This window comes from Zavarzinia aquatilis (assembly GCF_003173035.1).
GTDB classification, from domain to species: Bacteria; Pseudomonadota; Alphaproteobacteria; order Zavarziniales; family Zavarziniaceae; genus Zavarzinia; species Zavarzinia aquatilis.
Genome location: NZ_QGLE01000007.1, coordinates 218,145 through 241,638, shown reverse-complemented (window position 1 = coordinate 241,638; position 23,494 = coordinate 218,145). Strand labels below are relative to the sequence as shown.

Here is a 23,494-nt window from a genome sequence, read left to right as displayed (position 1 = left end):
TTGTTAGCGTGTGTCAGGGCCGAATTGCATCGTGACAAGATCGGCGGCCCGCAACAGCCAAAGGGGGCTTTCTGACATGAACAAGCTGAGCCAGTTCACGTTCGGCGCGCTGCTCGCGCTCGGTACGGTGACCGCAGCCCAGGCCGGTACGCTCGACGACGTGAAGAAAAAGGGTTTCGTCCAGTGCGGTGTCAGCACGGGCCTCGCCGGTTTCTCGGCGCCGGATGACAAGGGCGAATACAAGGGCCTCGACGTCGACGTCTGCAAGGCCGTGGCCGCCGCCGTCTTCGGCGACGCGACCAAGGTGAAATTCACTCCGCTGACCGCCAAGGAGCGCTTTACCGCCCTGCAGTCCGGCGAAGTCGACCTCCTCTCCCGCAACACCACCTGGACCCTGAACCGCGACACGGCTCAGGGTCTTTCCTTTGCCGGCGTCACCTATTACGACGGCCAGGGCTTCATGGTGCGCAAGTCGCTGGGCGTGAAGAGCGCCAAGGAACTCGACGGCGCCTCGATCTGCACCGAAACCGGCACCACGACCGAGCTGAACCTGTCGGATTACTTCAAGTCGAATGGCTTGAAGTACACCGTGGTCGCGCTGGGCTCCAACTCGGAAGCGGTCGCCGCCTATGATTCGGGCCGCTGCGACGCCTATACGACCGACGCCTCGGGCCTCTACGCCACCCGCATCGCCCTGGCCGCGCCGGACGATCACATGGTGCTGCCCGAGATCATCTCGAAGGAGCCTCTCGGCCCCGTGGTCCGTCAGGGCGACAGCCAGTGGTTCAACGTCGTGAAGTGGTCGCTCTTCGCCATGGTCGCGGCCGAGGAATATGGCGTCACCGCCGCCAATGTCGACGAGCAGAAGGCCTCGTCGGCCAATCCGGAAGTGAAGCGTCTGCTCGGCGCCGAAGGCGAATTCGGCACCCCGATGGGCCTGCCGAACGACTGGGCCTACAAGATCGTGAAGCAGCTCGGCAACTACGGCGAAGCCTTCGACCGCAACGTCGGCGCCGGTTCGCCGCTGAAGATCGACCGCGGCATCAACGCGCTGTGGAACAAGGGCGGCCTGCAGTACGCCCCGCCGTTCCGCTGATCGGGTCGGTGTAACGCAGGAAAGTCGCGGCGCATCGCAACACGGTTTGCGATGCGCCGCTTCTCGTTAGGGGGCCCGGTTTCGGGCAAGCAGGGGAAAGACATGGCGAAAGACGGCGCAGGCGCGGGCGGGGCCCCGCGGACGTCACTGCTCTACGATCCCGCCTTCCGCTCGATCGCGTTCCAGATCGTGCTCCTGGTGGCGGTGCTCTTCGTCGGCTGGTATCTGTTCCATAACACGACGCAGAACCTGGCCAGTCGCAACATCGCCTCGGGCTTCGGCTTCCTCGGCCAGCCGGCGGGTTTCGACATCATCCAGACCCTGGTGCCTTATGGCCAGTCGGCGACTTACGGCGAGGCTTTCGTCGTCGCCCTGCTGAACACCATGCTGATCTCGGCGATCGGCATCGTGCTCGCGACGATCATCGGTTTCATCGTCGGCATCGCGCGCCTGTCCAGCAACTGGATCGTCGCCCGCCTCGCCACCGTCTATGTCGAGACGCTGCGCAACATCCCGCTGCTCCTGCAGATCTTCTTCTGGTATTTCGCCGTGCTGCGCGCCCTGCCGGGTCCGAAGCAGTCGCTCTCGCCCTTCGAGGGCATGTATCTCAACCAGCGCGGCCTCTATATGCCGGTGCCCGTGACCGAGCCCGGTTTCTGGACCATTCCGGTCGCGCTTCTGCTCGGCATCGTCGGCGCCATCGCCGTGTCGGCCTGGGCGCGCAAGCGCCTGATGGCGACGGGCAAGCCGTTTCATTCCTTCTGGGCCGGACTCGGGCTCATCATCGGCCTGCCGGTGCTGGCGGCGCTGGCGACGGGCGTGCCCTTCACCTTTGAATTCCCCGAACTGAAGGGCTTCAATTTCCAGGGCGGCGTGGTGCTGATCCCGGAATTCATGGCCGTCCTCTTCGCGCTCTCGCTCTATACCGCGTCCTTCATCGCGGAAGTGGTGCGCTCGGGCATCATGGCGGTGTCCAAGGGCCAGACCGAGGCGGCCCATGCCCTCGGTCTGCGACAGGGCCTCACGTTGCGTCTCGTCGTCATCCCGCAGGCGCTGCGGGTGATGATCCCGCCGATGACCAGCCAATACCTGAACCTGCTGAAGAATTCGTCGCTCGGCGCTGCCGTCGGTTACCCCGAACTGGTCGCCGTCGTCGCCGGCACGGTGCTGAACCAGACCGGCCAGGCGATCGAGGTGATCGCCCTGACCATGGCGGTTTACCTCACTTTCAGCCTGATCATTTCCCTCTTCATGAACTGGTACAACGCCCGCAAGGCGTTGATCGAACGCTGAGGGGAGGGGAGATCATGACCGACCAATCGCAAGCTCACGTCTTCACCCCGACCCCGCCCCAGCCGCCGCCGGCCAATATGGTGGGCGTCGTCGGCTGGCTGCGCGCCAATCTGTTCAACGGCTGGTTCAACTCGCTGCTGACGGTCTTCTCGCTTTATCTGCTCTATCTCACCCTGCCGCCGCTGGTGAGCTGGGCTTTCATCAATGCCACCTTCTCCGGCACCGACCGCACGATGTGCGAGGCTTCGCCCCATGGCGCGTGCTGGACCTTCATCAAGATGCGCTTCAACCAGATCCTGTTCGGCTTCTATCCGGAAGGCGAACAATGGCGGCCCATCGTTACCTTCCTGATCGGCCTTGGCGGGCTGATCGGCACGGCCTTCCGTTTTGCCGGCAAGCGCTGGCTCGTCCTCTTCATGCTGACCGGCTTTCCGATCATCGCCTTCTTCCTGCTCGCCGGCGGTTACTTCGGCCTGACCGAGGTCGAGACGGCGAAGTGGGGCGGCCTGACGGTAACGCTGGTGGTTTCGGTCACCGGTATCGTCGCGTCTTTCCCGATCGGCATCATGCTGGCCCTTGGCCGGCGCTCGCAGATGCCGATCGTGCGTTCCGCCTGCGTCGTCTTCATCGAGGTGGTGCGCGGCGTGCCGCTGATCTCGGTGCTGTTCATGGCCTCGGTGATGCTGCCGCTGTTCCTGCCCGAAGGCATGACCTTCAACAAGCTGCTGCGCGCCCTCGTCGGCGTCACGCTGTTCACCGCCGCCTATATGGCGGAAGTGGTGCGCGGCGGCCTGCAGGCGGTGCCCAAGGGCCAGTACGAAGGCGCGGCGGCGCTCGGCCTCGGCTACTGGAAGATGATGATCCTGATCATCCTGCCGCAGGCGCTGAAGCTGGTCATTCCGTCGATCGTGAACAGCTTCATCTCGCTCTTCAAGGACACGACCCTCGTCTACATCGTCGGCCTGTTCGACGTGCTCGAGATCATCCGCGTCTCCACGAAGGACGCTAACTGGATCGGCTTCGAGAAGGAGGGCTATGTCTTCGCCGCCCTCATGTTCTGGGTCTTCTGTTTCGCCATGTCGCGCGTCTCGCTTCGCATCGAGAAGCGCCTCGACACCAGCCATCGCAAGTGACGGAGTGCATCCCGAAATGACCACCGCAAAACCCGCCACTTCGGAAAGACTCGCCGTCGAACTGTCCGACGTGAACAAGTGGTACGGCGAATTCCATGTCCTGCGGAACGTGAACCTCTCGGTTCACAAGGGCGAGCGCATCGTGATCTGCGGGCCTTCCGGCTCGGGCAAGTCGACCATGATCCGCTGCATCAACCGGCTGGAGGAACACCAGAAGGGCAAGATCGTCGTCGACGGCATCGAGCTGACCTCGGACCTGAAGCGGATCGACGAGATCCGCCGCGAGGTCGGCATGGTGTTCCAGCACTTCAACCTGTTCCCGCATCTGACCGTGCTGCAGAACTGCACCCTCGCGCCGATCTACGTCCGCGGTATGCCGAAGAAGGACGCGGAAGAGATCGCGATGAAATATCTGAAGCGCGTGCGCATTCCCGAACAGGCCAACAAGTTTCCGGGCCAACTGTCGGGCGGGCAGCAGCAGCGCGTCGCCATCGCCCGCTCGCTGTGCATGAGCCCGAAGATCATGCTGTTCGACGAGCCGACTTCGGCGCTCGATCCGGAAATGGTCAAGGAAGTGCTCGACACCATGGTCTCGCTGGCGGAGGAGGGCATGACCATGCTCTGCGTCACCCACGAGATGGGATTCGCCCGTCAGGTCGCCAATCGGGTGATCTTCATGGACCGGGGCGAGATCGTCGAACAGAACGAGCCGAACGAATTCTTCTCGAACCCGAAGAGCGACCGGACGAAACTCTTCCTGTCGCAGATCCTGCACTGATCGCGCCGGACGGTCCCTGCCGCGCGGGGGCCGTCCGTCCCCCGCCCCGGATCGTCAGGGCGTCTCCCCCGGTCCGCGGCGCGGACGGCGCCGGTGACCGACCTCGGCGACCGCGAGCGCGAGGGCGGCGACTGCCAGCGGCAGGACATAATAGATGACCCGGTAGAGGACCAGCGAGCCGACAACCTCGGGCGCGCCCGAAAAGCCGAGGCCCGAGATCATCGTCGCCTCGAAAACGCCGATGCCGCCCGGCGCATGGGACAGGATGCCGAGGGTCAGGGCCGCGGTATAGACGATGGCGAAAGTGCCGATATCGGGTTTCACCGCGTCGGGCAGCAGGACATAGAAGGCGGCGCCAGCGGCGGCGAGGTCGAGGGCGCCGACGGTGATCTGGGCCGCGACCGTCCGCCGGTCGGGCATCGACAGGCTCCAGCCGAACAGGTTGATCGTGCGCTCGCCGGTCGAGACCCACAGCACGAAGACGGCGATGGCAGCCAGCGTGAGCACGCCCGACAGCCGGGCGACGAGGGGCGCGATGGCGAGATTGGCGGCGATGGTCGCCGGGTCGATGGCGAGGAAAAGGCCGATGACGAGGCCGGCCCCCAGCCAGAAGGTGCCCCAGGCGACGGTGACCACGCGGCTGATATCCGCCATCTTGAGACCCGAGGCGGCATAGAGCCGGTAGCGGACCGAGCCGCCGGTCATGATCGGAAAGCCGAGGGCGTTGGAAACGGCATAGCCCGCGGCCCCCGCGAAAGCGGCGGTGCGCAGCGATACCGGCTCCGCGATGGCACTGCGCACCGCGAGGATGTCGTAGGCGGCGAGCGCGGCGAAACTGATCGCGGTCAGGGCGATGGACAGCAGGATGTCGTGGGTCGGTGTCGCCTCGATGGCGGCATGGATGTCGCGGAGGCTGATCTCCGCCGCCATCTTCCGCAGAACCCAGAGCGCGAAGCCCAGAACGGCGACAGCGGCGACGGGACCGATGAATCGGGTCCAGCCGCGACGGCGGGGCGGTCTGGCGTTCAGCGGCCTATTTTCGCCGACGTTCATTGGCGATGTCTTCCATCAACTCGAGCTGGATCTGCTGGATCTCGGTCAGGCGCTCCCACTGGCGCATCAGCAGATGGTCGATTTTTTCGTGCAGGTGGCGGATTTCCAGTTCGGCCTTCAGGTTCACCCGATAGTCGTTTTCCGAGCGGGCACGGTCTTTCTCCTCCTGCCGGCGCTGGCTCATCATGATGATCGGGGCCTGAAAGGCGGCGAGCGACGAGAGCAGCAGATTGAGCAGGATGAAGGGGTAGGGGTCGAACTGCCATATCGTCGCGGCGAGGACATTGAAGGCCATCCAGACCACCAGCAGGCCCGAAAAAGTGATGATGAAGCCCCAGCTGCCGCCGAATTGCGCCACCTTGTCGGCCACCCGGTCGCCGAAACTGCGGGCGTCGCCGAAACTGTCCTCGATATTGCGGGCCAGGGTCTCGTTCCGGGACATGCTGTCGAGCACGCTGCGGTCGAGGGCGGACAATTCACCCCGCTCGCTGACCAGCAGGCCCTCGATATGCCGGCGCCGCGCGGCGGCGAGGTCGTCGAGGCAGATCCAGCCCGTGCGCTGCCACTGCGGATGTTCCTTGTCGAGGACGGCGGCCAGCTGCGGCCGGACCATGGAGCAGGACAGCATCCGGCGATGCGGCAGGCTGCGACCGCAGACACCGCATTCGATGGTGGTGTTCTGTGATGACTTCATGATGGCAGATTTACCCGATCGCCCGAGGGGTGGCGAGGCTGCTCTTACGCGCCGATCATGGCTTCTCGGCGGCGACGAAGGCGATACCGCGCGGACTGAGCGCGTAGCCCTTGCCGGCAGCATCGACCAGCCCCATGTCGACGAGCCGGGCAAGGGCGCGGCGCAGCTCGGGCAGGGGCCTGCCCACCGTCGCCGCGAGGTCGGATGCGGGGCAGCCCGGGGCGGCGGCGAGCGCATCGAGCAGGGGCCGGGTCCAGGGCGTGCCGTCGGCGCGGTCGTGGCGGTCGAGGCGGCGGCGCAGCGCCTTGATCGCGGTCGGGCCGATCTCCACCCCCTCACCCTCGTCGGCGAGGCGCAGGTGCACGCGGTAAATCGGCTCGTCGCCTTCGCCGAGGGAGGCGAGCAGGGCCGGGACATCGGCGAAGCCGGCGGCGCGGGCGTCGTCCGGTGTCAGGCCCGCCGCTTCGACCATGCCGGCATCCGCGACCCGCAAGGGGCCGAGGGGGGACGGCATCAGGTCACCCGCCGCCAGCACCGGGCGCGGCCAGCGCCGGAACACCAGGCTGACGCGGCCGCCGGCGATGGCGTCGAGGATTTTCTGTTTCAGCAGCATGGCGAATCCCTTGGCGGTGCGGCCCCCGTCATAGCAGATCGCGGCGCCGGTTGATGAAGCGACGCGTGAGGGCTAGTCTCCGCGCCAGATTTTTCCGCCTCCAAATCGAGGGTTTTCGCTTGCGGTATATCTCAACGCGCGGCTCGGCGCCGGCGCTCGACTTCGAAGGCGTTCTGCTGGCGGGTCTTGCCCGCGACGGCGGTCTCTATGTCCCCGAAACCTATCCCGATATCGCCGGCCGGCTGGCGGGCTGGCGCGGCCTGTCCTATCAGGCGATCGCCTATGAAATGCTGCTGCCCTTCGTCGGCGACAGCCTGACCCCCGCCACCCTCGGCGACCTGATCGACGGCGCTTATGGCAGCTTCAACCATGCCGCGGTCTGCCCGCTGGTGCAGGTCGGCGCCAACGACTTCCTGCTCGAGCTGTTCCACGGCCCGACGCTGGCGTTCAAGGATGTCGCCATGCAGCTGCTCGGCCGGCTGTTCAACACGGTGCTGACGCGCCGGGGCGAACAGGTGACCGTGCTCGGCGCGACCTCGGGCGATACCGGCTCCGCCGCGATCGAGGCCTTGCGCGGCCTGCCTTCGGTCAAGGTCGTGATGCTGCATCCGAAGGGCCGGGTGTCGGAAGTGCAGCGCCGGCAGATGACGACGGTGCTCGACGACAATATCCACAATGTCGCGATCGAAGGCACTTTCGACGACTGCCAGGCGCTGGTGAAGACGCTGTTCAACCGACTGGAGTTCCGCGACCGCGCCCGCCTGTCGGCGGTCAATTCGATCAACTGGGCGCGCATCGTCGCCCAGACGGTCTATTACGTCACCTCGGCCCTGTCCCTCGGCGCGCCCGACCGGGCGGTGTCCTTCAGCGTGCCGACCGGCAATTTCGGCGATATCTATGCGGGTTATGTCGCCAAGCGCATGGGCCTGCCGGTCGACCGGCTGGTGGTCGCGACCAACCGCAACGACATTCTCGCCCGGGCACTCAATGCCGGCGACTATTCGACCGGCACGGTCCAGCCGACCATCAGCCCGTCGATGGATATTCAGGTCTCGAGCAATTTCGAGCGGCTGCTGTTCGATCTCTTCGGCCGCGACGGCGCGGTGACCGCCGCCGCCATGACCGGCTTCCAGCATTCGGGGCGGCTCGCCCTCGGCGGCAATATCCTCGATGAAGCGCGGCGCAGCTTCGACGCCGTCGCCGTCGACGAGGATATGACGCGCGAGACCATGGCGGCGACCCTGCGCCAGACCGGCCTCGTCGTCGATCCGCACAGCGCGGTCGGCCTTGCCGGCGCGGCGCGGGCGCGGGGCGATGCCGCCGTGCCCATGATCACCCTCGCCACCGCCCATCCGGCCAAATTCCCCGCCGCGGTCGAGGCGGCGACGGGAATTTCGCCCGGACTGCCGCCCAGAATGGCCGATCTCTATACGCGGCAGGAGAGGTATGCTGTTCTGCCCCATGACGCCGACGCCCTCGAAGCCCATATCTCGGCGATCATCGCGTAAGGTCAGGATCGTTCATGAAGGTTGAAACCAGCACACTCGACAACGGCCTTGGCGTCCTCACGGTGCCGATGCCGGAACTCGGCTCCGCCGCGCTCGGCGTCTGGGTCGATGTCGGGGCGCGCCACGAGACCGAGGCGCTGAACGGCGTCTCGCACATGCTCGAACACATGGCCTTCAAGGGGACGGAGCGGCGGACCGCCCGTCAGATCGCCGAGGAGATCGAGGCGGTGGGCGGCATCCTCAACGCCTTCACCAGCCGCGAGCAGACCGCCTATTACGCCCGCGTGCTGCGCGACGATGTCGAGCTGGGCGCCGATATCCTGGCGGATATCCTCACCGCCTCGACCTTCGCGCCCGACGAGCTGGAGCGCGAGCGGCAGGTGATCATCCAGGAAATCGGTCAGGCGCAGGATACGCCCGACGACCTGATCTTCGACATGCTGCAGGAAGCGACCTATCCCGGTCAGGCTCTGGGCCGTCCCATCCTCGGCAGCGCCGAGAATGTCGCCCGCCTGACGCGGGACGAGATCGCCGGCTATATGGCCGATCACTACCGCGCGCCCGCCATGGCCGTCGTCGCGGCCGGCGCGGTCAGTCACGAGCAGATCCGCGCGCTGGCGGAGAAGCATTTCGCCAAATTGGGTCCGCGGGGCAATGCCAAGGCGGAGCCGGCGCGCTTCGTCGCCGGCGACTGGCGCGACGACCGCGACCTCGAACAGGTGCACCTCGCGATGTCCTTCGCCGGGGTGTCCTACGACGACCCGGATTATTTCACCGCCCAGGTCTATGCGACGGTGCTGGGCGGCGGCATGTCGTCCCGCCTGTTCCAGGAAATCCGCGAGGTGCGCGGCCTCGCCTATTCGGTCTTTGCCTATGCGGGCTCCAACACCGACAGCGGCACCATCGGCATCTATGCCGGCACCAGCGAGGAGGACGCGGGCGACCTCGTCCCCGTGATTGCCGACGAGATGGCCAAGCTGGTGACCGACGCCGACGAGGCGGAGGTCGCCCGGGCGCGGGCTCAATTGCGCGCCGGCTATCTGATGGGGCTGGAAAGCCCGTCGTCGGTGATCGAGACCATCGGCCGGCAATGGCTGAACCACAGCCGGATCATGTCGACCGACGAGGTGCTGGAGAAACTGGCGCGGGTCGATGCCGCGGCGGTGCGCCGTTTCGCCGAACGCACGGTGAAGGGCAAGCCGGCGGTGGCCGCGCTTGGCCCGCATGGCGGCATCGAGCCGGCCGCCAGCATCGCGGCCCGCTTCGGCTAGGGGCGGCGATGTCGCTGATCCGCTCGCTGCGCCTCGATCCCCTGCCGGTGGTCACCACGGCGCGGGTCGAGTTGCGGCCGCCGATCGCCAGCGACTACGAGCAATGGGCGACATTGCGCGGCGAAAGCCGGGACTTCCTGACCCCGTGGGAGCCGACCTGGCCCGGCGACGACCTGACGCGCAATGCCTTTCGCCACCGCCTGCGCCGCTATGCCCGCGAAGCGCGGGAGGATATTGGCTATACCCTGTTCCTGTTCGGCCGGGCGGATGGCGCGCTGCTCGGCGGCGTCACCCTGTCCGGCGTGCGGCGGGGGGTGACGCAGAGCTGCGCCCTCGGCTACTGGATGGGCCAGAGGCACGCCGGGCGTGGGCTGATGACCGAGGCCGTGCGCGGCATCGCCGTTCACGTCTTCGAAACGATGCGTCTGCATCGTATGGAAGCGGCCTGCCTGCCCTCGAACGAGGCATCGAAGGCCGTGCTGCGCAAGGCCGGCTTTTCCGAGGAAGGCCTGGCCCGGCAGTACCTGAGAATCAACGGGCAGTGGCGCGACCATCTGTTGTTCGCCATGCTCGCCAGCGACCCGCGGCCCAGGGCCTGAGCGCCGCCGCGACGAGATCGGAGACTGACTTGAGCACTGATTTCGAGCCCTCGATGTTCCAGCCGCAAGGCGGGGAGGGACCGCATCTGCCGGCCTGGGTGATGCCGGCGGCCTATGGCATCCTTGCCGTTATCGGTCTGGTCTCGGCCTATCTGTTCCTGTCGGCGATCTATGGCTTCGGCTGGGCCGGCTTCCTCGTCGTCATCGGCGTTGCGCTGGTCGGTGGGCTGATCGGCGTCGGCCTCAGCTTCATTCCGGTCGGGCCCGCCGATTACCGCCGGACCTTCCGCTGGGTATCCGGCGGTTTCTTTGCCATCGTCGCGCTTTGGGCGATCCACGCCAGCCCCTATGGCGAGGCCAGCGACCGCCGCGCCGCCAGCGCCGCCATCACCGGGGCGGCCTCGGTCAGCGATGCCCATGCAAGGCTGCAGGCCCTCGCCGGCAGCAATCCCTATGCCGCTTACGCGCTCTACGAAATCAAGCGCCGGGCCGAGACGCGGAACGCGATCAAGGCGATCTTCGATCAGGTGCAGGGCGACAATGTTCCCTGGGGGCTCGATTTCGACCCGGCGGACAAGGCGGCCCTTCAGGCCCTGCACAGCCGTCTGCTCGACATCGACGTATTGCTCAGCAGCGTGCCCGATCAGGTCGTCGCCCAGCTTCAGAAGGAGCGGGCGGACCTGAACGCGGCGGCCGAGAAGCTGGATCTGTCCAACCAGTTCCGCGCCGAGATGCAGCAGCCGATGGGCCAGCGCCAGAAGGAGCTGGGGACCTTCTACGTCGCGCTTGCCGTCACCACGCGGAAGGCCGCCGGCACCATCGCCGATATCGCGCTGGCCCTGCAGGCCGGCAAGGCCACCAAGGGCGCCGACGGCAAATTCGCCTATGGCGACGACGCGACCAAGGCAAAGGTCGAGCCCCTGATCGCGCAATTGACCGAGGCGCGCGGCGTCATCGCCAAACTGGCCGAAGCGGCGAAGGCGCTCGACCAGCGGTATGGGGACGGCAGCCAGCAGCGCTGAAGGGAAGGCCGCCGGTCAGGCCCGGCCGGCGGCGCCCGAAAGCTGGGCGACCTCGAAGCCCAGCTTGGCGATGGCCCTTGTCCATTTGGAATCGAGATCGGCGGAAAACAGGATGTCCGGGTCGGCATCGACATGCAGCCAGCCATTGGCCTGGATTTCGGCGTCGAGCTGACCCGGCCCCCAGCCGGCATAGCCGAGGGCAAACAGACAGCGCCGCGGACCCGTTCCCGTGGCGATGGCCTTCAGGATGTCGACGGTCGCGGTCAGCGCGACATGGTCGCCGACATCCATGCTGGTCGCCCGATTATAGTCGTCGGAATGCAGCACGAAGCCGCGCGCGGCTTCGACCGGGCCACCCGACAGCACGCGGATCGGCGCGATTTCGGTCTCCGCCTCGATGCCGAGCTGGGTCAGCAGCTCGGGAAAGCTGATGTGCTCGGCCGGCTTGTTGATGACGAGGCCCATGGCCCCTTCCGGCGAGTGGGCGCACATATAGATGACCGTCCTCTCGAAGCGCGGGTCGCCCATGGTCGGCATGGCCACCAGCAGCTTGCCCTCGAGGCTTTCGGTCGCGGACTCTGTCTTTTGTTTCATGACCAATAGAGTGGAGCCGCCGGGGCGCCGCGGCAAGAGGGCAGGGCCGCGACGACCGGACAAAGGAAACCCCGCCTCCTGAGGGGGAAGCGGGGTCAGTTTGTGCAGGGTTGGCTGCCTCGGGTGCGAGGCAAGGGCAATGTGCCGTGAAAGCGAGGCCGGCGCTGTGTCCGCCGTCACAGTATTTTCTTTTGCGAAAGCCCAGCCGAAGATTGACCTAGCGCGCCTCTCGGTTACCCTTCGGGCCATGTCGACAGGAAGTATGCTTTCCAGGATCAATCTGTTGCAGGGCCTGCCCGAGGCTGCCCTCAACGATCTGGCGCGCGCGGCGCGCTGGCACCGTTTCGACGAAGGGGAAGTGGTCTTCGACCGGCAGAGCGATTGCCGCGGCGTCTATCTCGTCATCGAGGGCGAGGTGGACGTGGTCAATTACTCCAACCAGGGCCGCGAGATCGCTTATGCCCGGGTAAAGGCCGGGGATTTCTTCGGCGAATTGTCGGCCATCGACGGGTTGCCGCGCTCCGCCAACATCGTCGCCCAGACCGAATGCCGGATCGCCGAACTGTCGCGCGACACTTTCGCGGAATTGCTCAAGGGCCAGCCCGAGATCGCTTTCCGGGTGCTGCAGAAGATGGTGCGCATCATCCGCACGGCGGACGAGCGAATCATGGACCTTGCCACCCTCGGCGCGCATCAGCGGGTTTGCATCGAGCTGCTGCGCCTCGCCAAGGCCGATCCGGTGAAACCCGATTCGTGGCTGATCTACCCGATGCCGACCCAGGCGGAGATCGCCGCCCTTGCCTCGACCACGCGCGAGACGGTGGCGCGGGTGATGAGCCAGCTGATCGACGGCGGCTATATCCGCAAGGTGCACAAGACCGTCTATCTGAATTCGCGAGAGAGCCTGGCCGAACTCGCGCAGCGTCTGAATCCGAAGCGCGAGGATGCTCCCGCTCGCTAGGGCGTAGGGCTATCCCCTTACTTTTCGTCTTGATCGTGGTGGCGCGCGGCGCTTGATGACCTGTTGTTAATCCTTTTGGTCTCAACTGAAAGGGTGATTGGCAACACGGCAGGCTGGCGGCGCCATGTCCAGAGTCCCAGGATTTTTCTCTCTGTGCGGATTGGCGCTGGCGGTATTCCTGCTGCGCGCGGCACCGGCCGCGGCCGATCTGACCTTACGCTTTGCGCCCGAGAAGGATTACGGTCCCTTCGTTTATCAGGACGCGTCCGGACAGATCATGGGCCTGTCGGTCGATATCCTGCGCGGTGTCGCCGAAGCCGGCGGCATCGTCCTCGATACGCTGCCCGCGCGCAGCCTGTCCGAGATTCTCGATGCCGTGAAGGCTGGCGAGGTCGACCTCGTTTCGTCGCTGCGGCCCAATCCCGAACGTGGCGCCTTTCTCGATTTCAGTCAGGCCTATGTCGCCGTGCCCGCCATCCTGATCGAGCGGGCGGGGGGGGAGCGCCACACGTTGGACGAAATGGCCGGCCGGCGCGTCGCCGTTGGTAAGGGCTATGCCGTCGAGGCTTTCGTCCGTGACAATTATCCGGCGGTCGAATGGGTGGCGCTGCCGGACGACGGCCAGGGCCTGCAGGCGCTGGCGGACGGTCAGGTCGACGGTGTTGTCGCCGATGCCGCCAGCGTCGCCTTCGTGCGTGCCCGCAAGCGCTTGCCGGCACTGACCAATGGCTCGCCCGTCGGTTTCGACTATGCCCTGAGCTTCGCCTATCCCAAGGGACGGGAGGATATCGGTGCCGCGCTCGACAAAGGACTGCGTGCCCTGACCACCGATCGTCGACATGCCATTCTCGATCGCTGGATCCCGCCGACCGTGGAGCCGGCGGCCGACCAGCGCAAGGCCACGGTGGGCTGGATCGCTGCAGTAGCGGCGGCGTTCGCCGTACTCGTGGCCTTGTTCGCGACGATCAGGCGGATGCGTCATGTTCGCGCGCGTTGATCCCCGCCTTCGCGAAGTGGCGTTTGCGGCGGTGATCGGAATCGCCTGCTTCGTGCTCGCCATCGGCGCCATTCATCTTTCGCGCCAGCCGGGCAGCATCGCGACCTTGTGGTATGCCAATGCGCTGGCCGTCTCCGCCATCGTCTTCAGGCCGCGAAGACGCTGGAGCGCGCCTTTGAGCGGTTTCATGGTCGCCAACATCGCGGCGAATGTCCTGTTCGGCGATCCCCTGGCCCTCAGCGCCATGTTCACGGCCGCCAATATGGCGGAAGTTGTGCTGTCCGGCTGGTTGCTGCAGCGTTGGTGCAAACCGGCGGAGGCGATCGAACATCCGGGCGCCCTGATGAAGGTTCTGCTGCTCGGCAGTTCCCTGCCGGCGGTGGTCGGCGCGACCATCGGCTCCACCATTCTGGCGGCTTATGGGCTGGCACCCTTCGGCACCGTCTGGTTCGCCTGGTTCGTCGGCAGCGCCATCGGCAGCGCGGCCATCCTGCCCATCGCCCTCGCGGTCGGGATCCGGGGTCTGCGCCATGTGTCCGGGGTATTGAGGCAGCCGATGGTGCTCGCCAGCCTGCTGGCGCTGCTGGCCGTCGCGCTCGTGGCGCCGACCCAATTGCCCTATCCCTACGTCTACGTCTCGGTGGCGCTGGTCATCGTCGCCTATATCGGCGGTTTCGAGGCGGCGGCGGTGGGAGGGCTGATCGTGTGCATGACCATCGGGGCCCTGATCGCGCTCGGTATTTTCACCCAGCCACCGGCCGTTTCCCAAATCGGCGAAGTGATGTTCTATCTACCGCTGGTATTCACGCTGGTTCCGCCCATGGCGCTGGCTTCCAGTCTCGAGCTCATCCGGGCCAGCCTTGCCCTCCTGGCCGACAAGACCGAGCGTTTCCGCAGTCTCTACGAACATACGCCCGCCATCATGCATTCGATCGACGCCGATGGCTTCATCGTCAGCGTCAGCGCCGCCTGGCTGCGCCGCTTCGGCTACGAGAAGTCGGACGTTATCGGGCGCCGGTCGACGGATTTTCTCACCCCGGACTCTCGGCGTTTCGCGCTCGAGGAAATCGTGCCCCGCTTCCTGCGCGACGGCTATGTCGAGGATGTGCCGTATCAGATGGTGACGAAGGACGGTCGGTTGATCGACGTCCTGCTGTCGGCGGTATGGGAAACCGACACCCAGGGCAACCGCCTGCGCACCCTCGCGGTGATGGAAGATGTCACCGAAAAACGGTTGCTCGCCGCCGAACTCGCCGCGGAGCAGGAACTGATGGACGCGGCCATGCACGCGATCGGTGACGCCGTTCTCGTGGTCGACGATGGTGGCGTCGTGACCAGTCTCAATCCCGCGGCGGAAAGGCTGCTCGAACGGGATGGTTCGATGATCAAGGGAAAATCGCTGAGCGAAGCCGTTCGCTTGGTCAGCGCGGATGACGACACCACGGTCGTCGATCCGCTTGAAGCCGGCGGGGTGCGTCCGGGCTCGGTCGCGCTGCTGAGCATGGCCGGCAGGCCGGAGCGGGCGGTGAGTCTGCAGGCGTCGCCCATCAGCGCCCGTGATGGCAATCGTCTGGGGTCCGTCGTCGTTCTGCACGACGTGACCGAAGCGCGGCGCATGGCGCAGCGCATGGCGCAACTTGCGCATTACGACAGTGTCACCGGCCTGCCCAACCGTATTCTGTTTCAGGACCGTATTCAGCAGGCCTGCCGGTCGGCCCGGCAGAGCGGCTCATCCTTTGCCGTGATCTTCCTCGACGTCGATCACTTCAAGGGAATCAACGACACGCTGGGCCACGATGCCGGCGACATGGTGTTGAGCGAAGTCGCACTGCGTTTGAGTGACGGGCTGCGCGACAGCGATACGGTCTGCCGTCTCGGGGGCGATGAATTCGTCATGCTCGCCGCGCTCGACAGCGAGGCGGAGGCGGCAGGCCAAGCCGAGCATGTCGCCCGCCGCATCGTCGAGGGGTTCGCCGCGCCGATCAAGGTCGCGGGCAAATCCCTTGATGTCACGGTCAGCATCGGCATGGCGATCTTCTCGCGCGACGGCACCGATCCGGAAACGCTGCTGAAAGCCGCCGATATGGCCATGTATCTGGCGAAGCGCGCGGGCCGTAACGGTTACCGCCGTGCTTCGGACGAAGGGCGCCCGAGGCTGCCCCCCGCGGCCTGAGTCTCAGTCGAGGTAACGCCGCTCCAGATGCCGGCGGAAGGCGGCGGTGCCGAGCGGCAGGCCGGTCGCTTCGGTCAGGATGTCGTCGGTCGTCCGGCTGGAGCCCTTTTCATGGACATTGGGCCGCAGCCAGGCAAGCAAAGGCTTGAAATCGCCTTCCGCGATGCCGGGCAGGATGGCGTCGTCCGCCGCCGTCGCCGCCGCGAAGAGCTGCGCCGCGGCCATGGCGCCCAGCGTATAGGTCGGGAAATAGCCGAAGCTGCCGCCCGGCCAATGGATGTCCTGCATACAGCCGTCGGCATCATCGGGCGGGGTGATGCCCAGCAGCGACTGCATCCCCTCGGCCCAGGCGCCGGGCAGATCGGCGACGCGCAGCTCGTCGGCGATCATTGCCCGTTCCAGCCGGTAGCGCAGGATGACATGGGACGGATAGCAGACCTCGTCGGCATCGACCCGAATGAGGCCCGGGCTGACCCGGTGATAGACCCGGCGGAGGTTGGCCTCGCCGAAGGCCTCGCCGTCGCGGCCGAAGGTCTCGCGGATCAGCGGGGCGAGGAAGCGGATGAACTCGGGCGTGCGGCAGGCCTGCATCTCGAACAGCAGGGACTGGCTTTCGTGCAGGGTCATGCCGCGGGCATTGCCGACCGGCTGGCCGCGCCAGGCGACAGGCAGGCCGCGTTCGTATTGGGCATGGCCGGTTTCATGCACCACGCCCATCAGCGAGCGGGTGAAATCCGAGGTCGCGTAGCGCGTGGTGATGCGCACGTCGTCCGGCACACCGCCGGTGAAGGGGTGATGGCTGACGTCGAGCCGGCCATGATTTCGGTCGAACTGCAGCACGTCGAGGATGCGGTCGGCCAGCCGCCGCTGGTCCTCGACCGCGAAGGGGCCGTCGAGGGCCAGGGCAGGGGGCAGGGCGGCCTGCCGCTCGATCACCCGGCCGCGCAGCTCCGGCAGGAAGTCGCCCAGTTCGGCAAACAGCACGTCGATGGTGGCGGAACGGCCGCCCGGCTCGTATTCGTCGAGCAGGGCGTCATAGGGCGACAGGCCGAAAATGTCCGCCTTGGTCGTCGCCACCTGCCGCACGAGGTCGAGCAGGGCCTGCAGGCGCGGGGCGAGGCTGGCGAAATCATTGGCGGCGCGGGCGGTGCGCCAGGCCAGCTCGGTCTCGTGGGACTGGCGGGCGATGGCTTCGACCAGATCGGGGCCGATGGCGGTCGCGTGGCGCCACTGGCGCCGGGCCTCGGCCAGATTGGCGGCCTGCCACGGCTCCAGCTCGTCGGCGGCCGCCATGTCCATCAGGTCGGCCATTTCGGGCGCGGTCAGCATGTCGTGGGCGATGACCGTCAGGGTGGCGATCTGCTCGCCCCGGGTTTCGGCCCCGCCCGCCGGCATCACGGCGGCGCTGTCCCAATGAAGCACGGCGAGGGCGCCCTGCACGGCCGAAAGACGGCGGAAACGGTCCTCCAGGCGGGCATAGGCGCTCGTCGACATGGGATCAGGCTTTCTCCGGCGGCACCGGCTTGAAGTGATAGAGGAAATAGACCGCGAAGACGCCAACCGCGAGGGCGAACCAGGTGATGGCATATTGCAGGTGGTCGTTGCGCAGGTTGACCACGCTCTGGCCGCCGATGGGCAGGCCGCCGGGGTTCGGCGTCGCATCCGCCTCGACGAAGAGCGGCAGCGCGTCCGGGGCATGGGCCGCCTTGGCCATGGCCGGCAGGTCGCCCCAGAACCAGGTGTTCTTCTCGGGCGAGTTATCGGGCACGAACCAGCCCTGCGGCCAGCCGGGCCGGGCCATGCCGGTCACCGTCACCTCACCCGCGATGAAACTGTCGGGCCGACTGTCGCGGTCGAGAAAATCGGTCGGCACCCAGCCGCGGTTGACGAGAACCGTGGAGCCGTCGGCCCGGACGAGGGGGGTGACGATCTGATAGCCCTGCCGGGCATCGGCGGAATAGGCGACGATGTGCAATTCGTCCGTATGGCGGAACGTGCCGGTCACACTGACGGAGCGGTAGCGCCAGGCCTCGGGGTCGTCGACCTTGGCCGGCAGCACGACCGGCGGCAGCTGGCGATGGGCCTCGAGGGCGTCGATCAGGCCCTGCTTCCAGGCCATGCGCTCCAATTGCCATGCCCCGAGGGCGAGCAGAAGCGCGACGGTGATCGCGGTGACGATGGACGGCCCCAGGGTGGGACGGAAACGGCGCGGCCCCGTGGGAGCCGCAGTCTGGGTGGCCATGGGGGGCCCCTTCTTACCAGCCGAGCTTACGATACTGCTGGTGTATGAGCGCGGTCTTGATCCGGCGCAACATATAGATGGAACCGACCAGGATCAGGGGCAGCCAGATGACCAGATGCAACCAGATCGGCGGCTCGTAATTGACTTCGAGCCAGAGGGCGCCGCCGGTGACGATGGCGCCCAGGATCAGCACGACGAAGACGGCGGGGCCGTCTCCGGTGTCGATGGCGGAATAATCCAGTCCGCAGGAGGAGCATTTCTCACGCAGATTGAGGAGGCCCGTGAACAACGGGCCCTGGCCACAACGCGGGCAACGGGCCTTGGCCAATGTCTGCTCCTCCCGACGGAATCAGCCGTGCGCGACGACGGAGCCTGCGCCCCAGACGTAGATGCTGGCGAACAGGAAAATCCACACCACGTCGACGAAGTGCCAGTACCAGGCCGCCGCCTCGAAGCCGAAGTGGCTGGTCGGGGTGAAGTGGCCGCGATAGGCGCGCACCAGGCAGATCAGCAGGAAGATCGTGCCGATGATGACGTGGAAACCGTGGAAGCCGGTCGCCATGAAGAAGCTGCCGGCATAGAAATTCGCGCCCGCCTCGTTGCCGCCGAAGCTGAAGGCGGCATGGGCGTATTCATAGGCCTGCACGCAGGAGAAGAAGAAGCCGAGGATGACGGTCAGGGTCAGACCCTGGACGACGCCCTTGCGGTTGCCTTCCAGCAGCGCGTGGTGCGCCCAGGTCACGGTGGTGCCCGAGAGCAGCAGGATCACGGTGTTCATGAACGGCAGGTGCCAGGGATCGAAGCTCTCGATACCCTTGGGCGGCCAGACGTGGCCCATGGCCTCGGTCGGGTAGAGGGCGCCATAGAAATAGGCCCAGAACCAGGCGACGAAGAACATCACTTCCGAAGCGATGAACAGGACCATGCCATAACGCAGGCCCAGCTTGATCACCGGGGTGTGTTCCTTCTTGTGCACCGACTCGTCGACCACGTCGCGCCACCAGGCCAGCATGGTGTAGAGCACGCCCGCGAGGCCGACCAGGAACAGGGTCGACTTGGTCGGCATGAAGGACAGGAAGGTCTCGGGGTGCATCCAGTGCACCGCGCCGAGTGCCATCACCAGCGCCGAGAACGAGCCGAGGATGGGCCACGGGCTCGGGCTGAGCAGGTGGTAGTCGTGTTGGGGGGTATCAGCGTGCGCCATGGCGGTTGGTCCCTCGAACGGATCCTCGGTCAATTGGTGGGGGTTGCCGGGGCAGGAGCGGCGGCGGCCTTGGCCTCGTCGTCCTGATCCCGGAAGAACGTGTAGGAAAGCGTGATGGTCTTCACTTCATCGACATTGCGATCTTCCACGACCTCGGGGTCGATGTAGAAGAGCACGGGCATGTCGACTTCCTGCCCCGCCTGCAGCGTCTGCTGCTCGAAGCAGAAGCAGGCGATCTTGGTGAAATAGGGGCCGGTCTTGTCCGGCGTCACATTGAACAGGGCGCGGCCGGTCACCGGGCGATCGGCATGGTTGATCGCCTTGTAGAAGACGACCTTCTGCTCGCCCGCCCGGACCGTGACCGAAGCCTGCTCCGGCTTGAAAGTCCAGGGCAGGTCGCCCGACGTGTTGGCATCGAACTGCACGGTGAACACGCGGTCGGAAACGACGGTGGGCGCGTCGCCTTCGGCGGCGCGCTGGGTCGTTCCGCCATAGCCGGTGACGGCGCAGAACAGATAGTAAAGCGGCACCGAGGCATAGGTCAGCCCGATCATGCCGGCGACGGTCGCCGCCAGCACGAGCGCGGTCCGGCCATGCCGGGGCGGACGATAGTCGGGGTTGGGCGTGTCCCTCATCCGCCGGAAACCTTCACCATGGAGACCAGGAAGATGATGACGACCCAGGCCACCAGGGCGAGGCCGAGGGCGATGTTCCGGCTGCGGCGCCGGCGGTGCATATCGGAGATCGGCATGATGCTCATTCCGTGCTCAGGGCAGATCCGCCAGGCGCCCGACCAGCAGCAGGGCGAACAGCAGGAACAGATAGAGGATGGAATAGCCGAACAGCTGCATCGCCGAGCGGTTGTCGCGCTTTACATAGAGGCGCGCCGACAGGCCGACGAAGACGAGGCCGAGCACGCCCGCGGCAATGCCATAAACCATGCCGGCGAAGCCGAGCAGGGTCGGCGCGAGGCCGAGCGGCGCCAGCAGGACGGCATAGGCGAGGATCTGGCGCCGGGTCGATTCCGGGCCGACGACATTCGGCATCATGGGCACGCCGACGGCGCCGTAATCGGCGGCCTTGACCAGCGAGAGGGCCCAGAAGTGGGGCGGCGTCCAGACGAAGATCAGGGCGCAGAGCGAGAGCGATTCGAGCGAGATCGTGCCGGTGACCGCGGCCCAGCCGATGACCGGGGGCAGGGCGCCCGACAGGCCGCCGATGACGATGTTCTGGGGCGTGCGCCGCTTCAGATACATCGTGTAGACGACGACATAGAAGAAGATCGTGAAGGCGAGCAGCGCCGCCGACAGCACATTGACCAGCAGCCCCATGGTCAGCACTGAAGCGACCGACAGGACGATGCCGAAAGCCTTGGCATCCCCGGCGCCGACGCGGCCGGACGGGATGGGACGGGACAGGGTGCGCGACATGCGGGCGTCGATGTCCGCGTCGTACCACATGTTCAGGGCGCCTGACGCGCCCGCGCCCACCGCGATGCAGAGGAGGGCGGTGAAACCGATGATCGGGTTGAGCGAACCGGGCGCGAGCACCAGTCCGACCAGCCCGGTAAAGACCACGAGCGACATCACCCGCGGCTTGAGCAGCGCGAAGAAATCCGACGCGCGGCCGTCGAGGTCCGCCTCCTGGGAGGCGGACCCCGCGCCTTGCGCGGTGGAGAGACGATGATCGGTGACGATGGTCACGTTGAATGTTCTCCGACCGCTTGTCGTCAGTGGTTGCTGCTGGCCTTGATGACCGGCAGTTCGTTGAACTGGTGGAACGGCGGCGGCGACGACAGCGTCCATTCCAGCGTCTCGGCGCCTTCACCCCACGGGTTGGCGGCGGCGCGCTTGCCCGACAGGAAGGCGTGCAGCACGACGAAGAGGAAGAAGATCACGCTCGCGCCGGCGATATAGGAGCCGTAGGAGGCGATCCGGTTCCAGTCCGCGAAGGCATCCGGATAGTCGGGGATGCGGCGGGGCATACCGGCGAGGCCGAGGAAGTGCATCGGGAAGAACAGCATGTTCACGCCGATGAACATGATCCAGAAGTGAATCTTGCCCAGCGTCTCGGAGTACATGTAGCCCGACATCTTGGGGAACCAGTAATAGAAGCCCGCGAAGATCGAGAACACGGCGCCGAGCGACAGCACGTAGTGGAAGTGCGCCACGACGTAGTAGGTGTTGTGAAGCGCGGTGTCGATGCCGGCGTTGGCCAGCACGACGCCGGTCACGCCGCCGACGGTGAACAGGAAGATGAAGCCGATCGCCCAGACCATCGGCGTGGTGAAGCGGATCGAGCCGCCCCACATCGTCGCGATCCACGAGAAGATCTTGATGCCCGTCGGCACCGCGATGACCATGGTCGCCGCGGTGAAATAGGCGCGGGTGTCGACCGACAGGCCGGTCGTATACATGTGGTGCGCCCACACGATGAAGCCGACCACGCCGATCGCGACCATGGCGTAGGCCATGCCGAGGTAGCCGAACACCGGCTTGCGGCTGAAGGTCGAGATGATGTGGCTGATGATGCCGAAGCCCGGCAGGATCATGATGTAGACTTCGGGGTGACCGAAGAACCAGAACAGGTGCTGGAACAGGATCGGATCGCCGCCGCCGGCCGGATTGAAGAAGGCCGTGCCGAAGTTGCGGTCCGTCAGCAGCATGGTGATGGCGCCGGCCAGCACGGGCAGCGACAGCAGCAGCAGGAAGGCGGTCACGAGCACCGACCAGGCGAACAGCGGCATGCGGTGCAGGGTCATGCCCGGCGCGCGCATGTTGAAGATCGTGGTGATGAAGTTGATCGCGCCGAGGATCGACGACGCACCCGAGAGGTGCAGCGACAGGATCGCGAGATCGACCGCGGGACCGTCATGGGTGACGACGCCGGGGACATTCGACGACAGCGGCGTATAGATCGTCCAGCCGGTGCCGACGCCCGGGTCCGAACCGATGCCCGGCACGAAGACCGAGATCAGCAGCAGGGCGAAGGAGGGCACCATCAGCCAGAACGAGATGTTGTTCATGCGCGGGAAGGCCATGTCCGGCGCGCCGATCATCAGCGGCACGAACCAGTTGCCGAAGCCGCCGATCACCGCCGGCATGATCACGAAGAACACCATGATCAGGCCGTGGCCCGTCACCAGCACGTTGAAGATGTGATGGTTCTGGATCCACTGGGTGCCCGGCTCCTGCAGCTCGAGGCGCATCAGGATCGACATGGCGCCGCCGATCAGACCCGCGATTACCGCGAAGATCAGATAGAGGGTGCCGATATCCTTGTGGTTGGTCGAAAACAGCCAGCGACGCAGCCCGGTCGGATGACCGTGATCGTCGTGGCCGTGGGCCTCGTGGCCGTGCGCGGCAGCATTGCTCGCCATCTGTTACGTCCCTTTCGAGCGATCAGTTCGCGGTGGCCGCGGCCGAGGCCGAGGCGACATTGGTGGTGGTCGACGGAATACCGGCCTGGGCCTTCTGCTGGGCGATCCAGGCGGCATATTCCTCCTTGGAGACGACCTTCACCTCGACCGGCATGAAGCCGTGGTCGGAGCCGCAGATCTGCTGGCACATGCCGTAATAGGTGCCCGTCTTCTCGGCCTTGAACCAGGTCTCGTTGGCGTGGCCGGGGTTGGCGTATTTCTGCACGCCGAAGGCCGGCACGGCCCAGGAATGGATCACGTTGTCCGAGGTGACGATGACGCGGACCACGGTATCGACCGGCACGACCATCGGATTGTCGGTCGAGAGCAGGCGGATCTTGCCGTCGGTCGCTTCTTCCGCGGTGCGCGCGGCGATGCGGGACTCGATCGTCACGTCGCCGGCGTCCGGATAGGAATAGGCCCAGTACCACTGGTAACCCTGCACCTTCACGGTCATTTCCGCATCGGCGGCCTTGTCCGAGAAATAGAGCAGGCGGAACGACGGAATGGCGATCACGACCAGGATCATGATCGGCGCCACGGTCCACAGCACCTCGATCAGCGTGTTGTGCGAGGTCCGCGACGGGTTCGGATTGGCCGACGCCCGGAAACGGAACATCACATAGACGAGCAGGCCCGCCACGAACACGGTGATGGTGATGATGATCACCAGCAGCAGGTCATGGAAGCTGCCGATTTTCTCGGCGACCGGCGTCACCGCCGGTTGCAGATTGAGTTCCCAGCGTTCGGGCTGGGCCGCGAGAGCGACGCCCGGCAGGGCTGCCCCGGTGATCAGGGAAATCAGGCCAGTGGTGGCCCTGTCGAGCTTGTGACCCATGGGTCGA

General features: G+C 66.0%; 23 protein-coding genes. 11 read left to right on the top strand and 12 right to left on the bottom strand.

The annotated features are described in order from the left end of the window. Nucleotides 1-76 precede the first annotated feature (76 nt). The 4 genes from DKG74_RS13770 (at nucleotide 77) to DKG74_RS13755 (ending at nucleotide 4,300) form a co-directional block, all read left to right on the top strand. Nucleotides 77-1,096 carry an amino acid ABC transporter substrate-binding protein gene (locus tag DKG74_RS13770; RefSeq protein WP_109906735.1) on the top strand — a complete coding sequence of 340 codons (1,020 nt, stop codon included), beginning with the start codon at nucleotides 77-79 and terminating at the stop codon, nucleotides 1,094-1,096. A gap of 102 nt (nucleotides 1,097-1,198) precedes the next feature. Then, nucleotides 1,199-2,389, top strand: coding sequence for an amino acid ABC transporter permease (locus DKG74_RS13765; protein WP_109906734.1), 1,191 nt, complete (start codon nucleotides 1,199-1,201; stop codon nucleotides 2,387-2,389). Nucleotides 2,390-2,403: 14 nt separating this feature from the next. Beyond that, nucleotides 2,404-3,522: an amino acid ABC transporter permease gene (locus DKG74_RS13760; RefSeq protein WP_109906733.1), complete on the top strand. Its 1,119-nt coding sequence runs from the start codon at nucleotides 2,404-2,406 to the stop codon at nucleotides 3,520-3,522. A gap of 16 nt (nucleotides 3,523-3,538) precedes the next feature. Continuing rightward, nucleotides 3,539-4,300 (top strand): amino acid ABC transporter ATP-binding protein, encoded by a 762-nt coding sequence (locus DKG74_RS13755; RefSeq protein ID WP_109906732.1) that lies wholly within the window; start codon nucleotides 3,539-3,541, stop codon nucleotides 4,298-4,300. Between the two features lie 54 nt (nucleotides 4,301-4,354). Here the strand turns inward: DKG74_RS13755 and DKG74_RS13750 are convergent, their stop codons facing one another. From DKG74_RS13750 to DKG74_RS13740, 3 genes are read right to left on the bottom strand one after another with little or no spacing between them, the layout of a single operon-like run. Continuing rightward, nucleotides 4,355-5,353: a putative bifunctional lysylphosphatidylglycerol flippase/synthetase gene (locus tag DKG74_RS13750; RefSeq protein WP_109906731.1), complete on the bottom strand. Its 999-nt coding sequence runs from the start codon at nucleotides 5,351-5,353 to the stop codon at nucleotides 4,355-4,357. After that, nucleotides 5,334-6,047, bottom strand: coding sequence for a DUF1003 domain-containing protein (locus tag DKG74_RS13745; RefSeq protein WP_109906730.1), 714 nt, complete (start codon nucleotides 6,045-6,047; stop codon nucleotides 5,334-5,336). The genes DKG74_RS13750 and DKG74_RS13745 overlap by 20 nt, the downstream gene beginning before the upstream one ends. A 55-nt stretch (nucleotides 6,048-6,102) precedes the next feature. Beyond that, nucleotides 6,103-6,660: a helix-turn-helix domain-containing protein gene (locus DKG74_RS13740; protein ID WP_109906729.1), complete on the bottom strand. Its 558-nt coding sequence runs from the start codon at nucleotides 6,658-6,660 to the stop codon at nucleotides 6,103-6,105. 119 nt (nucleotides 6,661-6,779) lie between these two features. Here DKG74_RS13740 and thrC point away from each other — a divergent pair, with 119 nt between their 5' ends. Genes thrC through DKG74_RS13720 form a run of 4 tightly spaced genes read left to right on the top strand, consistent with a single transcriptional unit; the run spans nucleotide 6,780 to nucleotide 11,060 of the window. Then, nucleotides 6,780-8,168, top strand: coding sequence for a threonine synthase (gene thrC, locus DKG74_RS13735; protein WP_109906728.1), 1,389 nt, complete (start codon nucleotides 6,780-6,782; stop codon nucleotides 8,166-8,168). Between the two features lie 14 nt (nucleotides 8,169-8,182). Beyond that, on the top strand, nucleotides 8,183-9,439 hold the full coding sequence (locus DKG74_RS13730; protein ID WP_109906727.1) for a M16 family metallopeptidase: 1,257 nt from the start codon (nucleotides 8,183-8,185) through the stop codon (nucleotides 9,437-9,439). Nucleotides 9,440-9,447: 8 nt separating this feature from the next. After that, complete coding sequence (locus DKG74_RS13725; RefSeq protein ID WP_109906726.1) at nucleotides 9,448-10,038, top strand: GNAT family N-acetyltransferase; 591 nt, start codon at nucleotides 9,448-9,450, stop codon at nucleotides 10,036-10,038. Nucleotides 10,039-10,067: 29 nt separating this feature from the next. Further along, nucleotides 10,068-11,060: a hypothetical protein gene (locus DKG74_RS13720; protein WP_133251592.1), complete on the top strand. Its 993-nt coding sequence runs from the start codon at nucleotides 10,068-10,070 to the stop codon at nucleotides 11,058-11,060. Nucleotides 11,061-11,075: 15 nt separating this feature from the next. Here the strand turns inward: DKG74_RS13720 and DKG74_RS13715 are convergent, their stop codons facing one another. Continuing rightward, entirely contained in the window at nucleotides 11,076-11,654 is a 579-nt protein-coding gene (locus tag DKG74_RS13715; RefSeq protein ID WP_109906724.1) for a YqgE/AlgH family protein, read from the bottom strand. 262 nt (nucleotides 11,655-11,916) lie between these two features. Between DKG74_RS13715 and DKG74_RS13710 the strand changes: the two genes are divergently transcribed. The 3 genes from DKG74_RS13710 to DKG74_RS13700 all read left to right on the top strand — a co-directional run bounded on the left by DKG74_RS13710 (nucleotide 11,917) and on the right by DKG74_RS13700 (nucleotide 15,785). Next, complete coding sequence (locus DKG74_RS13710) at nucleotides 11,917-12,615, top strand: Crp/Fnr family transcriptional regulator (protein WP_165837678.1); 699 nt, start codon at nucleotides 11,917-11,919, stop codon at nucleotides 12,613-12,615. A gap of 124 nt (nucleotides 12,616-12,739) precedes the next feature. Further along, nucleotides 12,740-13,612, top strand: coding sequence for a transporter substrate-binding domain-containing protein (locus DKG74_RS13705; protein WP_109906722.1), 873 nt, complete (start codon nucleotides 12,740-12,742; stop codon nucleotides 13,610-13,612). Further along, nucleotides 13,596-15,785 (top strand): diguanylate cyclase domain-containing protein, encoded by a 2,190-nt coding sequence (locus DKG74_RS13700; protein ID WP_109906721.1) that lies wholly within the window; start codon nucleotides 13,596-13,598, stop codon nucleotides 15,783-15,785. Before DKG74_RS13705 ends, DKG74_RS13700 begins: the two co-directional genes overlap by 17 nt. A 3-nt stretch (nucleotides 15,786-15,788) precedes the next feature. On the opposite strand, the gene DKG74_RS13695 is transcribed toward DKG74_RS13700, so the two are convergent. From DKG74_RS13695 to coxB, 8 genes are all read right to left on the bottom strand, one after another. Beyond that, nucleotides 15,789-17,279 (bottom strand): carboxypeptidase M32, encoded by a 1,491-nt coding sequence (locus tag DKG74_RS13695; protein WP_109906720.1) that lies wholly within the window; start codon nucleotides 17,277-17,279, stop codon nucleotides 15,789-15,791. Between the two features lie 4 nt (nucleotides 17,280-17,283). Beyond that, a complete protein-coding gene (locus tag DKG74_RS13690; RefSeq protein WP_109906719.1) occupies nucleotides 17,284-18,027 on the bottom strand; it encodes an SURF1 family protein in 744 nt (247 codons plus the stop codon). Between the two features lie 13 nt (nucleotides 18,028-18,040). Further along, a complete protein-coding gene (locus tag DKG74_RS13685; protein WP_243404134.1) occupies nucleotides 18,041-18,316 on the bottom strand; it encodes a DUF983 domain-containing protein in 276 nt (91 codons plus the stop codon). 60 nt (nucleotides 18,317-18,376) lie between these two features. Beyond that, nucleotides 18,377-19,231, bottom strand: coding sequence for a cytochrome c oxidase subunit 3 (locus tag DKG74_RS13680; RefSeq protein WP_109906716.1), 855 nt, complete (start codon nucleotides 19,229-19,231; stop codon nucleotides 18,377-18,379). A 29-nt stretch (nucleotides 19,232-19,260) separates the two neighbouring features. Continuing rightward, the gene (locus DKG74_RS13675; protein WP_109906714.1) at nucleotides 19,261-19,866 is read right to left on the bottom strand and encodes a cytochrome c oxidase assembly protein; all 606 of its coding nucleotides are present in this window, start codon (nucleotides 19,864-19,866) and stop codon (nucleotides 19,261-19,263) included. A gap of 132 nt (nucleotides 19,867-19,998) precedes the next feature. Next, entirely contained in the window at nucleotides 19,999-20,934 is a 936-nt protein-coding gene (locus DKG74_RS13670) for a heme o synthase (protein ID WP_243404133.1), read from the bottom strand. 26 nt (nucleotides 20,935-20,960) lie between these two features. Then, a complete protein-coding gene (gene ctaD / locus DKG74_RS13665) occupies nucleotides 20,961-22,610 on the bottom strand; it encodes a cytochrome c oxidase subunit I (protein ID WP_109906710.1) in 1,650 nt (549 codons plus the stop codon). A 22-nt stretch (nucleotides 22,611-22,632) separates the two neighbouring features. Further along, complete coding sequence (coxB, locus tag DKG74_RS13660) at nucleotides 22,633-23,487, bottom strand: cytochrome c oxidase subunit II (protein WP_109906708.1); 855 nt, start codon at nucleotides 23,485-23,487, stop codon at nucleotides 22,633-22,635. Nucleotides 23,488-23,494: the final 7 nt, after the last annotated feature.

Coding starts and splice junctions, on each gene's coding strand:
- DKG74_RS13770 (WP_109906735.1), top strand. CDS start 77: ATGAACAAGCTGAGCCAGTTCACGTTCGGCGCGCTGCTCGCGCTCGGT.
- DKG74_RS13745 (WP_109906730.1), bottom strand. CDS start 6,047: ATGAAGTCATCACAGAACACCACCATCGAATGCGGTGTCTGCGGTCGC.
- DKG74_RS13690 (WP_109906719.1), bottom strand. CDS start 18,027: ATGGCCACCCAGACTGCGGCTCCCACGGGGCCGCGCCGTTTCCGTCCC.
- DKG74_RS13710 (WP_165837678.1), top strand. CDS start 11,917: ATGCTTTCCAGGATCAATCTGTTGCAGGGCCTGCCCGAGGCTGCCCTC.
- DKG74_RS13755 (WP_109906732.1), top strand. CDS start 3,539: ATGACCACCGCAAAACCCGCCACTTCGGAAAGACTCGCCGTCGAACTG.
- DKG74_RS13765 (WP_109906734.1), top strand. CDS start 1,199: ATGGCGAAAGACGGCGCAGGCGCGGGCGGGGCCCCGCGGACGTCACTG.
- DKG74_RS13715 (WP_109906724.1), bottom strand. CDS start 11,654: ATGAAACAAAAGACAGAGTCCGCGACCGAAAGCCTCGAGGGCAAGCTG.
- DKG74_RS13695 (WP_109906720.1), bottom strand. CDS start 17,279: ATGTCGACGAGCGCCTATGCCCGCCTGGAGGACCGTTTCCGCCGTCTT.
- DKG74_RS13730 (WP_109906727.1), top strand. CDS start 8,183: ATGAAGGTTGAAACCAGCACACTCGACAACGGCCTTGGCGTCCTCACG.
- DKG74_RS13740 (WP_109906729.1), bottom strand. CDS start 6,660: ATGCTGCTGAAACAGAAAATCCTCGACGCCATCGCCGGCGGCCGCGTC.
- DKG74_RS13725 (WP_109906726.1), top strand. CDS start 9,448: ATGTCGCTGATCCGCTCGCTGCGCCTCGATCCCCTGCCGGTGGTCACC.
- DKG74_RS13675 (WP_109906714.1), bottom strand. CDS start 19,866: ATGAGGGACACGCCCAACCCCGACTATCGTCCGCCCCGGCATGGCCGG.
- ctaD (WP_109906710.1), bottom strand. CDS start 22,610: ATGGCGAGCAATGCTGCCGCGCACGGCCACGAGGCCCACGGCCACGAC.
- DKG74_RS13750 (WP_109906731.1), bottom strand. CDS start 5,353: ATGAACGTCGGCGAAAATAGGCCGCTGAACGCCAGACCGCCCCGCCGT.
- DKG74_RS13700 (WP_109906721.1), top strand. CDS start 13,596: ATGTTCGCGCGCGTTGATCCCCGCCTTCGCGAAGTGGCGTTTGCGGCG.
- coxB (WP_109906708.1), bottom strand. CDS start 23,487: ATGGGTCACAAGCTCGACAGGGCCACCACTGGCCTGATTTCCCTGATC.
- DKG74_RS13680 (WP_109906716.1), bottom strand. CDS start 19,231: ATGGCGCACGCTGATACCCCCCAACACGACTACCACCTGCTCAGCCCG.
- DKG74_RS13760 (WP_109906733.1), top strand. CDS start 2,404: ATGACCGACCAATCGCAAGCTCACGTCTTCACCCCGACCCCGCCCCAG.
- DKG74_RS13705 (WP_109906722.1), top strand. CDS start 12,740: ATGTCCAGAGTCCCAGGATTTTTCTCTCTGTGCGGATTGGCGCTGGCG.